General features: G+C 70.0%; 15 protein-coding genes. 5 read left to right on the forward strand and 10 right to left on the reverse strand.

The window, feature by feature from the left end:
- From ACFYSC_RS03720 to ACFYSC_RS03745, 6 genes are all read right to left on the reverse strand, one after another.
- The gene (locus ACFYSC_RS03720) at positions 1-186 is read right to left on the reverse strand and encodes a hypothetical protein (RefSeq protein ID WP_389956069.1); all 186 of its coding nucleotides are present in this window, start codon (positions 184-186) and stop codon (positions 1-3) included.
- Between the two features lie 149 nt (positions 187-335).
- Complete coding sequence (locus ACFYSC_RS03725; protein ID WP_389956071.1) at positions 336-1,349, reverse strand: ABC transporter ATP-binding protein; 1,014 nt, start codon at positions 1,347-1,349, stop codon at positions 336-338.
- Positions 1,346-2,422: an ABC transporter ATP-binding protein gene (locus ACFYSC_RS03730; RefSeq protein ID WP_389956074.1), complete on the reverse strand. Its 1,077-nt coding sequence runs from the start codon at positions 2,420-2,422 to the stop codon at positions 1,346-1,348. Before ACFYSC_RS03730 ends, ACFYSC_RS03725 begins: the two co-directional genes overlap by 4 nt.
- Positions 2,419-3,267, reverse strand: a complete 849-nt coding sequence (locus ACFYSC_RS03735) for an ABC transporter permease (protein WP_389956347.1) — start codon at positions 3,265-3,267, stop codon at positions 2,419-2,421. Before ACFYSC_RS03735 ends, ACFYSC_RS03730 begins: the two co-directional genes overlap by 4 nt.
- Positions 3,268-3,404: 137 nt before the next feature.
- Positions 3,405-4,463, reverse strand: a complete 1,059-nt coding sequence (locus tag ACFYSC_RS03740) for an ABC transporter permease (RefSeq protein WP_389956077.1) — start codon at positions 4,461-4,463, stop codon at positions 3,405-3,407.
- A gap of 7 nt (positions 4,464-4,470) precedes the next feature.
- A complete protein-coding gene (locus tag ACFYSC_RS03745) occupies positions 4,471-6,324 on the reverse strand; it encodes an ABC transporter substrate-binding protein (protein WP_389956079.1) in 1,854 nt (617 codons plus the stop codon).
- 272 nt (positions 6,325-6,596) lie between these two features.
- Between ACFYSC_RS03745 and ACFYSC_RS03750 the strand changes: the two genes are divergently transcribed.
- Positions 6,597-7,358 carry an SDR family oxidoreductase gene (locus tag ACFYSC_RS03750; protein ID WP_389956082.1) on the forward strand — a complete coding sequence of 254 codons (762 nt, stop codon included), beginning with the start codon at positions 6,597-6,599 and terminating at the stop codon, positions 7,356-7,358.
- A gap of 181 nt (positions 7,359-7,539) precedes the next feature.
- Here the strand turns inward: ACFYSC_RS03750 and ACFYSC_RS03755 are convergent, their stop codons facing one another.
- Positions 7,540-8,349, reverse strand: coding sequence for a RimK family alpha-L-glutamate ligase (locus ACFYSC_RS03755; protein ID WP_389956085.1), 810 nt, complete (start codon positions 8,347-8,349; stop codon positions 7,540-7,542).
- 280 nt (positions 8,350-8,629) lie between these two features.
- On the reverse strand, positions 8,630-9,634 hold the full coding sequence (gene bla / locus ACFYSC_RS03760; RefSeq protein WP_389956088.1) for a class A beta-lactamase: 1,005 nt from the start codon (positions 9,632-9,634) through the stop codon (positions 8,630-8,632).
- A 463-nt stretch (positions 9,635-10,097) separates the two neighbouring features.
- Between bla and ACFYSC_RS03765 the strand changes: the two genes are divergently transcribed.
- From ACFYSC_RS03765 to ACFYSC_RS03775, 3 genes are all read left to right on the forward strand, one after another.
- The gene (locus tag ACFYSC_RS03765; protein ID WP_389956092.1) at positions 10,098-10,373 is read left to right on the forward strand and encodes a heavy-metal-associated domain-containing protein; all 276 of its coding nucleotides are present in this window, start codon (positions 10,098-10,100) and stop codon (positions 10,371-10,373) included.
- A gap of 136 nt (positions 10,374-10,509) precedes the next feature.
- Positions 10,510-11,943 carry an MFS transporter gene (locus ACFYSC_RS03770; RefSeq protein WP_389956095.1) on the forward strand — a complete coding sequence of 478 codons (1,434 nt, stop codon included), beginning with the start codon at positions 10,510-10,512 and terminating at the stop codon, positions 11,941-11,943.
- 106 nt (positions 11,944-12,049) lie between these two features.
- Positions 12,050-12,331: a metal-sensitive transcriptional regulator gene (locus ACFYSC_RS03775; RefSeq protein ID WP_389956097.1), complete on the forward strand. Its 282-nt coding sequence runs from the start codon at positions 12,050-12,052 to the stop codon at positions 12,329-12,331.
- A gap of 109 nt (positions 12,332-12,440) precedes the next feature.
- Here the strand turns inward: ACFYSC_RS03775 and ACFYSC_RS03780 are convergent, their stop codons facing one another.
- Together ACFYSC_RS03780 and ACFYSC_RS03785 are read right to left on the reverse strand one after the other, a co-directional pair.
- Positions 12,441-12,647 (reverse strand): DUF397 domain-containing protein, encoded by a 207-nt coding sequence (locus ACFYSC_RS03780; RefSeq protein ID WP_389956100.1) that lies wholly within the window; start codon positions 12,645-12,647, stop codon positions 12,441-12,443.
- Complete coding sequence (locus ACFYSC_RS03785) at positions 12,638-13,465, reverse strand: Scr1 family TA system antitoxin-like transcriptional regulator (protein ID WP_389956103.1); 828 nt, start codon at positions 13,463-13,465, stop codon at positions 12,638-12,640. The genes ACFYSC_RS03780 and ACFYSC_RS03785 overlap by 10 nt, the downstream gene beginning before the upstream one ends.
- Before the next feature lie 454 nt (positions 13,466-13,919).
- On the opposite strand from ACFYSC_RS03785, the gene ACFYSC_RS03790 reads away from it, so the two are divergent.
- Positions 13,920-14,393, forward strand: coding sequence for a hypothetical protein (locus ACFYSC_RS03790; protein WP_389956106.1), 474 nt, complete (start codon positions 13,920-13,922; stop codon positions 14,391-14,393).
- Positions 14,394-14,395 lie beyond the last annotated feature (2 nt).

A 14,395-nucleotide genomic window follows, 5' to 3' on the forward strand; every position in this document is an offset into this window, starting at 1 on the left:
TCAGGCCTCGGTCGGCCTCTCGTAGCCCTCGGCCTCCCCGTAGACGTGCTCGTCGGGGTCGGACTCGGGCTGGCCCGCCGGATCGGTCTCCGACGTGGTGAACTCGCCCGCGATGTCGGGCTCCGCATATGCCTCGGGATCGTCCCGCCGGTCGGCGAGCGACCTGTTCTCCTCTGGCTGTGACATGTGCTCCCCTCCTCTTCGTACGGGGAGGACGTGCCCGCCGGGAGCCGGTGTATGTCCCGGCGGGGCACGGAAGGACGCGGGCGTCAGGAGCGGACCGGGGCGGGGCCGTGGGGATCCGCCGGGTCCGGCACCGGTGTCCGCGCCGGGCGTCAGGAGCGGGCCGGGGCGGTCGCCTCCGCGTAGTGGCAGGCCACATGGGTCTCCGCCGACGACGGCGCGGCGGGCAGGATGTCCAGGAGCTGCGACCTGCACCGCCCGTCCACCCCCGCCTCGGCCGCCGCGCCGGAGGCGAGGACCTGGCAGCGCGGATGGAAGCGGCAGCCGCCGGGGATGCGGGTCGGGTCCGGCGGCTCGCCGCCCAGCACCACGGGCTCGGGCGACTCCGGCAGCACCGACAGCAGCGCCTGGGTGTAGGGGTGCGACGGCGAGGTCAGGATCTGCTCGACGGGCCCGGACTCGACGATCCGGCCGAGATACATCACCGCGACGCGGTCGGCGATGTTCCAGGCCAGCCCGAGGTCGTGGGTGACGACCAGCGCCGACAGGCCCAGCTCGTCGCGCAGCCGCAGCAGCAGGGCGAGGATCTCCCCGCGCACCGAGGCGTCCAGCGAGGCCACCGGCTCGTCGGCGATCAGCACCCCGGGGTCGAGGGCCAGCGCCCCGGCGATGACGACGCGCTGCCGCTGGCCGCCGGACAGCTCGTGCGGGTAGGACTGCAGGAAGCGCTCCGGCGGGCGCAGCCCGGCCCGGGACAGCGCCGAGACGACCCGTTCGTGCTCGTCGGCCATGCCGTGGATGCGCGGCCCCTCGGCCACCGCCTCGTAGACGGTGTGCCGGGGGTTGAGCGACCCCATCGGGTCCTGGAGCACCAGCTGCACCTCGCGCCGGTAGGCCTTCAGCGCACGCGAGGAGTAGTTCAGCGGGGCGCCGTCGTAGCGGACCTCGCCCGCGGTGGGGCGCTCCAGCCCGAGCAGGGTGCGTGCCAGCGTCGTCTTGCCGCAGCCGGACTCGCCGACCAGGGCGACGATCTCCCGCCGGCCGACGGCGAGGTTGACCCCGTCCACCGCGCGGGCGCGCCGTCCGCGCGCGCTGAACTCCACGCGCAGGTCACGGGCCTCCAGCAGGGGGGCCTCGACGTCCGTACCGTCGCTTCGCCCGTTCACCGGACCTCCTTCGCCGGTCGCATGACCGGAACATCATCCTCGGCGCCTTCCGGGAGGTCCCCGGAGACGCCCGGGACGTCCTTGTGGCCCGGGAGATCCCCCGGCAGCGCCGGGTCCGGCAGGACGTGCACGCACGCGGCCCGGCGCCCCTCCCCGGCCGGCCACAGCTCGATCGGCCGCGACGCGCAGGAGGGCAGGGCGACGTCGCAGCGCGGGTGGAAGGAGCAGCCGGACGGCAGGTGCATGGGGTCGGGCGGGTCGCCGGCCAGGCCGCGGGGCGCCAGCCGGGAGGCGGGGTCGCCGACCGTGGGGAAGGCGGCCGACAGGGCGCGGCTGTAGGGGTGGCGCGCGTCGGCGAACACCTCCCGCGAGGGGCCGTGCTCCACCACCTGACCGGCGTACATGACCGCCAGGCGATCGCACATGGAGGCCAGGACCGACAGGTCGTGCGAGATCATGATCATGCTGATGCCGTGCTCGGCGATGAGCGAGCGGATCAGCGTCAGCACCTGTGCCTGGATCATCACGTCCAGCGCGGTCGTCGGCTCGTCCGCGATGATCAGGCGCGGCGAGCAGGCCAGCGCCATGGCGATCATCACGCGCTGGCGCTGCCCGCCCGACAGCTCGTGCGGGTAGTTGCGGCCCCGCCAGGCGGGCAGGCCGACCTGCTCCAGCAGCTCGGCGACCCTGCGCCGGGCCTGGGCGGCGGTGGCCTTGCCGTGCACCAGCAGCGGCTCGGCGATCTGCTCCTCGATGCGGCGCACCGGGTTCAGAGCGTGCTGCGCCCCCTGGAAGACGACCGACGCCGACGCCCAGCGGACCGCGCGCAGCCGTCCCCACTTCATGGCGAGGACGTCCTCGCCGTCGAGCAGGACCTCGCCGGTCACCCGGGCGTCGCGGGGCAGCAGCCGCAGCAGGGCCATGGCCAGCGTCGACTTGCCCGACCCCGACTCCCCTGCGACGCCGAGCGCCTGACCGGCCTCGAGGTCCAGGGAGACCCCCCGTACGGCCGGCACCTCGCCGGAGGCGACCCGATAGGTCACCGAGACGTCGCGAAGCTGAAGCAGGCTCATCGGGAAACCCCCCGCAGGCGTGGGTTGAGTACGGCCTCCAGCGCCCGGCCGCACAGCGTGAACGCCATCACGACCGCGACGATGCACAGGCCCGGCGCGAGGATGTACCACCAGGCGCCGGCGGTGGCGGCGCCCCAGTCGTAGGAGCCGCGCAGCAGGCCGCCCCACGACACCTGGCCGGAGTCGGCGCCGAGGAAGGCCAGCGTCGACTCGGCGACGATGGCGCTGGCCACCTGGAGGGTGGTGTTGGCCAGCACCAGCGGGGCGACGTTCGGCAGCACGTGCCGGGTCATGATGTGCCAGTGCCCCGCGCCCAGCGCCCGGGACCGCTCGATGTACGGCCTGGCCTCCACCGACAGCGTCTGCGCCCTGATCAGCCGGGCCGTGGACGCCCAGGACGTCACGCCGATCGCCAGGATGATCGTGGCGGTGCTGCCGCCGAGGATGGCCGCGAGCACCAGGGCCAGCACCAGCGAGGGCAGGACCAGGAACCAGTCGGTGATCCGCATCAGCACGGCGGAGGTCCAGCCGCGGAAGTGACCGGCCGCGATGCCGACCACCGTGCCGATGACCATGCTGAGCAGGGCCGCGAGGAAGCCGACGAGCAGCGAGATCCGCGAGCCCCACAGCACCATCAGCAGGACCGACCGGCCCGACTCGTCGGTGCCGAACGGGAACGCGAGGCTCGGGGCCGCCATCTTCGCGCCGGTCGCCTGGGTGACGTCCAGCCCGGTGGAGTCGGTGAGCAGCGGGGTGAGGAGGGCCAGGGCGACGGCCACGACGAGGATCACCGCGCCGTACAGCCCGGCGCGCTGGCGGCGGTACTCGCGCCAGAAACGTGCCAGCGCGAGCCTGCGGCGGGTCCGGGCGAGGCTCGCGGCGCTGACGGAGCCGGCGGCGCCGCCCCTGTCCCCCGCGCCGGTCGCGTTTCCGGCGCCGTCCGGGTTCCCGGTGCTCCCCGGTCCCGTGGTGTTCGGAGTGCTCACGCCGACCTCACCCTCGGGTCCAGGACGTGGTAGGCCACGTCGGCCAGCGTGTTCATGATGATCACGGCGGTGCACACCACGATGAACGTCCCCTGCATGACGGCGAAATCAGGACCCTTGATGGCCTCGTAGAACAGCAGACCCAGTCCCGGCCAGGAGAAGACGGTCTCCACCGACACCGCGCCGCCGACGACGAAGCCGATGTGGATGAACACCAGCGTGATGGTCGGCAGCAGCGCGTTGGGCACCGCGTGCCGGCGGCGCACCTGGTCGTCGCGCAGGCCCTTGGCGCGGGCGGTGGTCACGTAGTCCTGGCCGATCTCGTCCAGCAGCGAGGACCGCATGACCAGCAGGTACTGGGCGTAGACCACGGCGACCAGGGTCAGGCACGGCAGCACCAGGTGCAGGGCGACGTGCGGGATGTAGGCCAGGCCGTCGGGCGCGTCCACGCCCTCCATGCCGCGGGTGGGGAAGATCCCCGGGATCGGGCCGATGCCGGCGGCGAAGACCATCAGCAGCAGCAGGCCGAGCCAGAACGTCGGCACCGACCACAGCACGAGCGAGACGCCGGTGGACATCCGGTCGAACCGGCTTCCGTGCTTCCACGCCGCCCGGGTGCCCTGCCACAGGCCCAGGCTGACCGCGATGACCAGGCCGGTGCCGACCAGCACCAGCGTGGGGCCCAGCCGCTCGCCGATGAGGTCGAGGACCGGCCGGCGGTACTCGTAGGAGGTGCCGAAGTCCAGGCGCACGGTCCGCAGCACGAAGTCGGCGAACTGCTGCATCAGGGGCTTGTCCAGGCCCATCTGGCGGCGCAGCAGGTCGAGCTGGTCCGGGCTGAGCGGCACGTCGCGCGTGTAGGCGAGCGCGGGGTCGCCGGGGATCAGCCGGAACAGGAAGAACGTCGCGACGATGACCATGCCGATGCTGAGCAGGGCCCCGCCGGTTTTCGTCAGCGCGTAGCGCAGCACCCCCCGATGGGCGCCGCGCTCTTCCATGGCGGGGCCCGCCGCCGCGGTCGCGGCGGCGGGCTCCGTGTCGAGAGGTGCGGTCATCGAGACGCTACTCGCGGTCGTCGGTGACGGAACGGCGGCGGCGGGCCAGGAAGAAGCCCAGGGCGCCGAGGACCACGACGGCCACGACGCCGCCGATGATGGGGCCGGTGCTGGAGCCGCCGTCACCGGCGGAGCCCGCGGCCGCGGGGGCCGGGGCGTCCAGCGAGTAGATCGGCCAGTGGCCGCTGGCGCCGTAGAAGATGCCCTTGTCCTCCGGCATCGGTGTGATGCTGGAGATCCGGTCCTTGCGGTAGCCCTCCAGGTCGTTCTGGTAGTAGAGGGCGATCACCGGGGCGTCGGTGTAGAGCTGCTTCTCCATCTTCTTGATGACCTCGGCGCGCTTGGCGCGGTCGAGCTCGCTGAGCTGCTCCTGGTAGAGCTTCTCGTAGTCGGGGTTGCAGTAGAACGACTCGGTGCCGCCGCCGTCGCCGCTGGCCGTGGGCCTGCGGCTGCACAGGTGGGTGGCGAGGATCTCCTCGGGGTCGGGGTTGACCGACCAGCCGCTGATGGCGATGTCGAACAGGCCGGTGTAGCCGGTCTCCTCGGTGAACTTCGTCGAGTCGAGCTTCTTGGTGGTCAGCGTGATGCCGATCTGCTTGAGCCACCCGGTGAGGTACTGGGCGAGCTTGTCCTCGACGGGGGCGTCGGTGTGGATGCTGAAGCGCATCTCCAGCTTGCGCTTGCCGTCGGGCATGGTCCGGACGCCGTCCGGGCCCTTCTTGTATCCGGCGTCGTCGAGGATCTGGTTGGCCTTGGCGATGTCGAAGGTGACCTTCTCGTCGCCCTCGGCCTGCCAGAAGAAGTCCTTGTACATCGGCGGGATGATCGACCCGTCGGCGGGCACGGCCAGGCCGTTCTGCACCTGGTCGACCAGGGCCTTCTTGTCGATCGCGTAGTGGATGGCCTGGCGGACCTTCTGGTCCTTCAGCGCGGGGTGGCCGTCGCCGACGGGCTTGTCGTCGATCGTGGTGGCGCCGTGGTTGATCTGGAGGTAGGCGGCCCGGCGGCCGTTGCCGTTCCACTGCACGATGTTCGGGTCGCCCTTGAGCGCCTCGTACTGCGGGGCGTCGAGGCGGCCGATGAGGTCGATGTCGCCCTTCTTCAGGCCGGTGATCGCGGCCTCGGGGTTCTCGTAGAAGACGACGTCCAGCTCGTCGATCTTGGGCTTGCCCTGCCAGTAGTTCGGGTTGGCCTCAAGCCGGACGTAGGCGTCCTTCTTGTGCTCGACCGCGATGAAGGGGCCGGAGCCGACGATCGGGTACTGGTCGTTCTGGAACTTGCCGGGGTCGCCGGCCTTCTCCCAGACGTGCTTGGGCACGATCGGGATGGGGTTGTCCAGCATCGACGCCTGCGGCTTCTTGGTCTTGATGACCAGGGTCCGGTCGTCGGTGGCGGTGACGCTCTCGTAGTTCTCCACGACCGGGCCGTTGCCCTGCTTGGCCGCGTCGTTCGTCATGATCGTGTTGAACGTCCACGCGACGTCCTGCGCGGTGACCGGCTGACCGTCGGACCACTTGGTGTCGCGGATCTTGAAGGTCCACGTCAGCTTGTCGTCGGAGGTCTCCCACGACTCGGCCAGATCGGGGCTTGGCTGGAGGGTCTTGGGGTCGGGGACCGTCAGGTAGCTGTAGATCCACCGGTGGACCGACGAGGAGACCAGCCGGACCGCCAGGAACGGGCTCATCGAGTCGACGGCCTGCGTCGCGCCGATGCGGACGATCTTCTTTCCGGCTGCGGGAGCCTTCTGCTGTACGGCCTGCGCCTGCGTGGCCTGTGTCTGCGCCTGCCCTTGCGCAGCGGGGAGTGTGGCCACTACCAGCGCCACGCCCAGCGCCGCCAGGCGCCCGCCCAATCTGGTCATCGTTTCTGTCCCACCTTCGAACCGGTGAATCGTTGTAGAAGAAGCCACACCATAGGGACGGCGCGTGTCAACGAATGGTGGAAGATTGTTTCACTCTCGTTTCCTGGCGTGATATTTCTTTTCAGTCACGGCCCGGGGCTCCGGTGAGACGGGTCTTGACGGCGCACCGGCGACCGTGGGAGGCGGCGCGCGACCCGCGCCCTTCTCGCCGCCCGGGAGGCCCGGCGGGACCGCGTGGACGGTGAAGCCGCCGGTACGGCATGCTGCAGAACATGACTCTGTTCTCCGTGGAAGGCAAGACGGTCGTCGTCACCGGCGGCTCCCGGGGCATCGGACGCATGATCGCGACCGGTTTCGTCCGGGCCGGGGCCACCGTCTACATCTCCTCGCGCAAGGCCGCCGAGGTGGAGAGGACCGCCGCCGAGCTGGGCTGCGTCGCCGTACCGGCCGACCTGTCCACCGAGGACGGCGCCGCCGCGCTCGCGGAGGCGGTCTCGGCACGAGAGTCACGGCTGGACGTGCTGGTCAACAACGCCGGGGCCGCCTGGGGCGCGCCCCTTGAGGAGTATCCCGAGGCGGCCTTCGACAAGCTCTGGGGGATCAACGTCAAGGGCGTGTTCGGCCTCACCCGGCGATTCCTGCCGCTGCTGCGCGCCGCCGCGAGCCCCGGGGACCCGGCCAGGGTGATCAACGTCGGGTCCGTGGACGGCATCCGCGTCCCGGCCATGGAGACCTACGCCTACTCGGCGACCAAGGCGGCCGTCCACATGCTGACCCGGCACCTGTCCCAGCGACTCGCCGCGGACTCGATCACGGTCAACGCCATCGCGCCCGGACCGTTCGAGTCGAAGATGATGGCGTTCGCGCTCAACGACCCGGCGACCCGCTCGGCCGTCGAGTCGCACGTACCGCTCGGCCGGATCGGCACCCCCGAGGACATGGCCGGGACCGCGATCTTCCTCGCCTCGCGGGCGGGGGCCTACCTCACCGGGACGGTCATCCCGGTGGACGGCGGGATCACCGCCCACGGCTGAGCCGCCTCCGGCCGCGCGCCGGCGGGGCGGTGAGCCGATCGAGCCGCAGCGCTCCGAAGGCGGCCCCTCCGGCCGTGCGCCGCCGAGGCGGTGACGACGCCGGGACGAGCCCCGTACGGCGTGCGCCCCACTGCGCCGGGGCGCACGCCGTATCGGTTCCCCTTCCGGGCGGTGCGGCGGTTCAGACGGCCTCGGCGAGGGCTCGGGCGAGGCGTTCGGCGGCGCCGGGCGCGTAACGCAGGAACAGGTAGGGCTCGGTCAGCTCCAGCTCGATGAGGACCGGGGTCCCGTCGGCCGTGCGCACCATGTCGACGCGGGCGTAGAGCAGGTCCGGCAGCTCGCCGAGCACCCGCTCGGCCAGCGCCACCTGATCGGCCGCGGGGTCGCGCAGCTCGGCCCGGCTGTTCTGCCGCTCCGTGGCGGCCCCGGCGGTCAGCGCCGCGCTGCGCCGTACGGCGTGGCTGAACCGGCCGCCGAGGTACACCAGCGAGGTCTCCCCCTCGGTCTCCACCATGTCCAGGTACGGCTGGACCATCACGGTCCGGCCCTCGGCGGCGAGCCGGGCTGCGTGCGCCTCGGCCTTGCCGCGGTCACGGGTCCTGATCGTGTCGCGCGCCCCGGCCGAGACGGCGGGTTTGACCACGTACTCGTCCAGGACCGGCAGGTCGGGCGTCTCACCCGGTCCGACCCAGCAGGTCGGGATGAACGGCGCGTCCAGGTCCCGCATGTAGGTCTTGTCGGTGTTGCGCTCCAGCACGGCGGCCGGATTGAGCAGCCGGGTGACCCGCTCGACGCGGCCGGCCCAGCCGAGGAACTCCTCGCGCCGGTCGATGTAGTCCCAGGCGGAACGGACCACGGCGGCGTCGAAGCCGGCCCAGTCCGCCTCGGGGTCGTCCCAGCGCACGGCCCGCCCGCCGATCCCGGCCGCGGCCCAGGCCGCGAGGACGACCTCCTTCTCGTCGTCGATCCCGTCCGGGTCAGCGAATGTCACATAGGCCGCGGAAACGCTCACTTGGTGTCCTATACGTAAGTCATCAAATAACCGTATGAACACTACATAAAGCAGAGCATTTCCACAGAGCCGACGGTGACGGGCCGAACGCGGCGGAGGCCGCCGGATGGCCGGTCGGCCCGGCCGGCCCGGCCGGGACCTGGGGCTCCGCGGGCCGCCGGGCGGTCCGCGGCCGGGGCCGGAAAGCGGCGGAGGCGGCCGGGCGGTCTACGGCCGGGGCCGGAACCCGGGAAGCGGCGGAGGCCCCGGGCGGCCCGGGTCAGCTCCTGGGGAGCTTGCCGAGGGCCTGGGCGACGATGGTCGCGGTGTCGGCGATGGCCTGGTTCTCGTTGGGCGCCTTGGCGGCCCGGTGGGTGGTGTAGATCGCCATGACCAGCGGGGCCTTGGCGTTCTCCGGCCAGACGACGGCGATGTCGTTCGTCGCACCGTGGTACGAGCTCGCGCCGGTCTTGTCACCGACGGTCCAGGTCTTGGGCAGCCCGGCGCGGATGCGCTTGTCACCGGTCTTGTTCGCGCGCAGCCACCCGTTGAGCCGCGCCCGGTCCTTGGCGTTCAGCGCGTCACCGAACGTCAGCTCGCGCAGGTCGGCCGCGATGGCCGCCGGGGTGGTGGTGTCCCGCTTCTCCTTGGGGTTCCAGATGTTCAGCTCGGTCTCCCAGCGGTCCAGGCGGGAGACCGGGTCCTTGAGGGTGCGGAAGTACCGGGTGAGGCCGGCCGGGCCCCCGATCTGCTTCAGCAGCATGTTGCCGGCCGTGTTGTCGCTCTCGGTGATGGCCGCGTCGCACAGCTCGGCGACGGTCAGTCCGTCCTCCACGTGGTGCTCGGTAACCGGCGAGTTCTCCTTCACCTCGTCCTGCGTCCAGTGGACGACCTTCTCCATCAGCCCGGGCTCGGTCGTACGGGCCTTGTCCAGCACCGCGGCGGCGGCCACCGCCTTGAAAGTGGACAGCAGCGGGAAACGCTCACCGGCCCGGTGAGTGATCTTCTTGCCGGTGGCCGTGTCGACGGCGTAGACGCCGATCCGGCCGTCGAACGACGCCTCCAGCGCGCGCAGCCGGCGCCCGGCCTCGGCCTGACCGGACGGCGCGACCGCCTGCCGGTCGTGCCGGACCTGCGCCACCGGCGCGTGAACGGCCGCCGCGGGGGTCTGGACGGCCGCCGTGGCTGCGGCCGGGCCGTGGACCGCGCCACCCGCCAGGACGGAGACGGTCAGCGCGGCGGCCTTCAGTGCCGCGGGGAAACGCCGGGTGTGCAGGGGTCGCATGCCATGTCCTTCGGTCTCGATGACTACGGAGCTGCGAGCACATCAGAACGGATCAGCCGATGTCCAATATTCGCATGATCGCCGGATCAATAATCGAATGGATATAAAGCCAGGTCAGAGCACCAAAAAATGATCATGGAGGGTCGGGGCGACATAACCCCCGCAACACGTCCTCGACCCGCCCCGCTCCCGCAGACACCTGCCCTCGACCCGCCCCGTTCCCGCAGAGATCCGCCCGGCTCCCACAGGGACCCGTCTTCGACCCGCCCGACTCCCGCGGAGACCCGTCCGGCCGGCCTCAGGTTCGAGCCGCCACCCCGGGAGGCGGGGCGGCGGGGCGGGAACCGGCGGAAGGCCCTCATCCGGCCCCTCCGGAGGCGCAGCCGGGAAGATAAACCCTGTGGGGGTATGTTACAGTCTCGCTCGACATACCCCCCATGGGTAAACGAGAAGGAGGACGGACATGTGCACTGCGTGTGCGTGCGGCACTGAGCAGGTGCGGACCGAGGCGCCCGCTGAGACGGGCGCGGCGGACGGCAAGGTCTATTCGGTGAGCGGAATGACCTGCGGACACTGCGTCTCGTCGGTCTCCGGGGAGATCGGCAAGGTCGGCGGCGTCACCGGCGTCGCCGTCGATCTCCCTACCGGCGCGGTCACCGTCAGCGGCTCGGGATTCGCCGACGAGGAGATCCGGGCCGCGGTGGAACAGGCGGGCTACGCGCTGGCGAGCCGGCCCTAGGGGCGGGTCCCGGAAGAAGGCGGTGGGCGTGCACTGGCATGCACGCCCACCTGCGGGATCGGCCCGACTCGACATCACACCCGACCCCTACCGCATCCTCCCACCGCGAGGCGGATGCGAAGAACAGGAGTGCGGCATGAACGCCGTCAATCCGCGCAGATGGCGGGCACTGGTCGTGCTCGCCACCGCGCAGTTCATGGTCATCATGGACACCTCGATCATCGGGGTCGCTCTACCCGACATCCAGCGCGACCTCGGCTTCACGGCGGACGCCCTGCAGTGGGTTTTCAACGCCTACGTCATCGCCTTCGGCGGCCTGCTGCTGCTCGGCGGACGCCTGTCCGACCTGTTCGGCGCCCGCAGGGTCTTCACCGCCGGCTGGCTGGTCCTGATCGCCGGCTCGGTCGTCGCCGCCGCGGCGCAGGGCCCGTGGATGGAGATCCTCGGCCGGGGCGTGCAGGGCGCCGGTGGCGCCCTCATCGCTCCGGCCTCGATGACCCTGCTCATGATGCTCTTCGGGCACGACCCGCGCGAACTCGGCAGGGCCATGGCGCTGTACGGCGCCGCCGCGCCGGCCGGAGGCACCGCCGGAGTGTTCCTCGGCGGGGTCGTCACCGAGTATCTGAGCTGGCCGTGGGTCTTCATCCTCTACATCCCGATCGGCGTCGCCACTCTGCTGGCCGTACCGGCCCTGCTGCCCGCGGTCGCCGGCAGGCGCGGCTCGGTGGACGTGCTCGGCGGCCTGGCCGTCACCGCCGGGATCGCCCTGGCCGTGTTCGCCATCGTGCGGGCTCCGGAACAGGGCTGGGGATCTGCCACGACGCTGCTGGAACTGGCGGGGGCGGTCGCGCTGCTCGCGCTGTTCCTGCTCGTGCAGCGCGCGGTCCGGGAGCCGCTCATGCCACCGGCGATCTGGCGCACCCCCGGACTGGCCATCGCCAACCTGGCGATGGCGCTGCTGGGCGCGGCCTGGATCCCGATGTGGTACTTCCTCAATCTCTACCTGCAGCAAGTCCTGGGCTACAGCGCCTTCCCCAGCGGAGCAGCCCTGCTTCCCATGACCGTCGCCGTCATGATCTTCATGATCGGGATCACCGCCCGGCTGCTCGGCCGGTTCGGCGCCAAGCCGCTGATCGTCATCGGGCTCGCCGTACTCGCGGCGGGGGTGGCCGGGTTGTCCCTGGTCCGGGCGGACGGAAGTTTCGCCGCCGACGTGCTGCCCGCGTCGCTGGTCGCCGCGGTGGGGATGTCCCTGGCCTACATTCCCGCGATGATGTCGGCGATGTCCGGCGTGCGGCCCGAGGAGAGCGGGCTGGCGTCCGGCATCGTCAACACCACCTACCAGATCGGCTCGGCCCTCGGCCTGGCCGTGATGACCGCGCTCGCCACCGGCGGGGCGACCGCCGGAGCGACCGGCCGGGCCGCGCTCACCGACGGATTCCAGGCCGCCTTCGTCGGCGCGGCCGTCGTGGCGGTGTCGGGAGCCGTACTGACCTTGCTGCTGATGCGGAGACCCGCATCGGCCGGGTCCCCCGCGGCGGACGCCGAGGCGGCACCCACCCGGGTGTGAGAGTGACGACGAGCGGGCCCGCCCCCAGCGACGGCGGGCCCGCGAAATACGGTAGGGGGGTGGGGTGTTAGGTAGGGCGACGGGCCTCAGAGCAGGGAGCGGGGAGATGGCCGGATACACGGAAGCCAAAGAAGACCACCTCAGGCGGCTGCGCCGGATCGAGGGACAGGTCCGTGGACTACAGCGGATGGTCGGCGAGGACAAGTACTGCATCGACATCCTCACCCAGGTCTCGGCCGCCAACAGGGCGCTCCAGGCGTTCGCCCTGGAACTGCTCGAAGAGCACATGGCGCACTGCGTCGCGGAAGCGATCGCCAAGGGCGGCGGCGAGGCCGACGCCAAGATCAAGGAAGCCTCCGACGCCGTCGCCCGCCTCGTCCGCTCCTGATCATCCCGACCGGCTCGCGGCCCGTCCACCGATCAACACGAGCCACCCGCCGTCCGTCGATGGCCGTCCGTGCTCCGCCTCGAACACGATGACCGAACCGGAGTACGGCTCAGCGCGAGACATCGAACTCCCCGGCCTTGACTCCACCGACGAAGGCCCGCCAATCAGCGGGGCTGAAGAGCAGCTTGGGACCGTCGGGGTCCTTGCTGTCCCGGATCGCGACCACTCCGGGCAGGTCGGCGGCCACCTCGACGCACTGACCACCGTTTCCGCCGGAAAGCGATGACTTTTGCCACACAGCATTACTCAGGTCCATTCCCGCCTCGCATCCTCGATCATCTTGAGGGACATGTGCTCAGGGTAGGCCCATAGCCGGATCGTTTCATAGCGCTTCCAGGTCGCTGCCACGGATTCCGGGTCCATCGTGACGTGCCCTTCAGCTGAGGAGTCCACGTGGAGGGTATCCGGCTGTCCATGCGGAAGCTCAGCGATCATGAATGCGCCGAGAAGCCCGACAAGGCATTTCGGGTCCACTATTTGCAGGAAGATGTTCGACCTCTTTGCAGCATCGAGAAGATGGCCGAGTTGACCGCGCATCACCTCCGCGTCGCCTACCTGCCGACGGAGGACACCCGCGTCGATGAGGAAGAGAAGGGAGAAGGAGTCTTGTCGATCCAGCACTCTCTGCCGGTCCATTCGATCCTTTACCCGCTCCTCTATCTCCTCGGAAGTGGTGTGCGGTTCCTGGCTGAAGATGTGGCGGGCGTATGCCTCGGTCTGGAGGAGGCCGGGCATCAGGAGTGGGTCCCAGGAGCGCAGGACCAGGGCGGTGGGCTCGATCTCCTCGGCCCAGTCGCGGAACCAGATCGGGCTGCGGGACTGGGAGACGATGCTTTGGTAGATGCGGGTGAACGACGAGGCGTTGGACGGCTTGAAGAGCTGGTCCAGCCGTTCGGCGTCGGATCTCGACGGAGTGCGGGTGGCCGCCTCCAGGCGGCTGATCTGGGTCTGGGTACAGCCCAGGCGGGCTGCGACGGCGGCCTGGGAGAGCTGCTCGGCCTCACGCAGCCGCCGCATCTCGGCACCGAACCGCACACGCGGGGAGCCGGGGTCCAGAGATGGCATGTTGTCCATCGCACTTCCTCCCGAATTAGAAAAAACGGACCTATCCCTCGATTGTCGACATTGATCTGGCATGGTCATGCCAGCCACTGTCATCGCCTGCTTTAAAATGGTCTTATGATCTGTTGATCGACTGACCGTGGGTGAGGCATTCTAAGCACAGGAATTAGAACCCCAATAGCACTATAGAGAAAATCTTCCGTCACTCCATAGAACGGAGGGAACGGTCAGTCAATGCCGCGGAGACTGCCGGGCGTTTGTCCTCACGGCAGAAGGCTTCGGAGGGTGAAGCCACGGTGACGGGCGATTCTCCGGCCATCGAAGGCACGAAGAGTCTGGCCCTCAAATCGGCCGATCGATCCAAAACGGTCACTGCTGACAAATAGGTGGCCGAAGGGTGTGGCGCAGCCGGGCGGAGTGGGCGAAGATTGGGATGTCCCGGTCTCAGCCGCTCCGGAGGTGCTGAATGCGTATCACCCGACTGCTGGCCATCGGCTTGACACTGGCCATGGCGGCCTCGGGATGCGCCTCCGAGCCGTCACTGAAGGATGCGGCGGCCGAGCTGCAGAAGGATACGCACCGCCTGGAGACCGACGATCTCTTCAAGAACCCACTTATGAAACTCCGAGTGTTGCAGCGTCCAGAAAAAGACATCCCATGCGATAAAGGGAAATTTAAGCGGGTGTTGCGAGCCACGGCAGACGATGAACGAGCCGACGAGCCTCTGACCTCTCATCTTGGGCGGGCTCAGGCAGTTATGGAGAACGTCCTAGCCCAGCGGCTTGGCTACAAGGTTAATTCTGATTCCAGTCAGGAAAATGCAGAAGAGGGGCGCTTCGTTCAGGGTTCTAAGAGTTCAGGGGTCACAGTGATCGTGTATATTTCCCCTGAACCCCCTACGTGGCGACTGTATGCCATGACCACCTGCCTGCCACGATGAAG

The organism is Streptosporangium sp. NPDC004379 (assembly GCF_042873875.1).
Taxonomy (GTDB): domain Bacteria; phylum Actinomycetota; class Actinomycetes; order Streptosporangiales; family Streptosporangiaceae; genus Streptosporangium.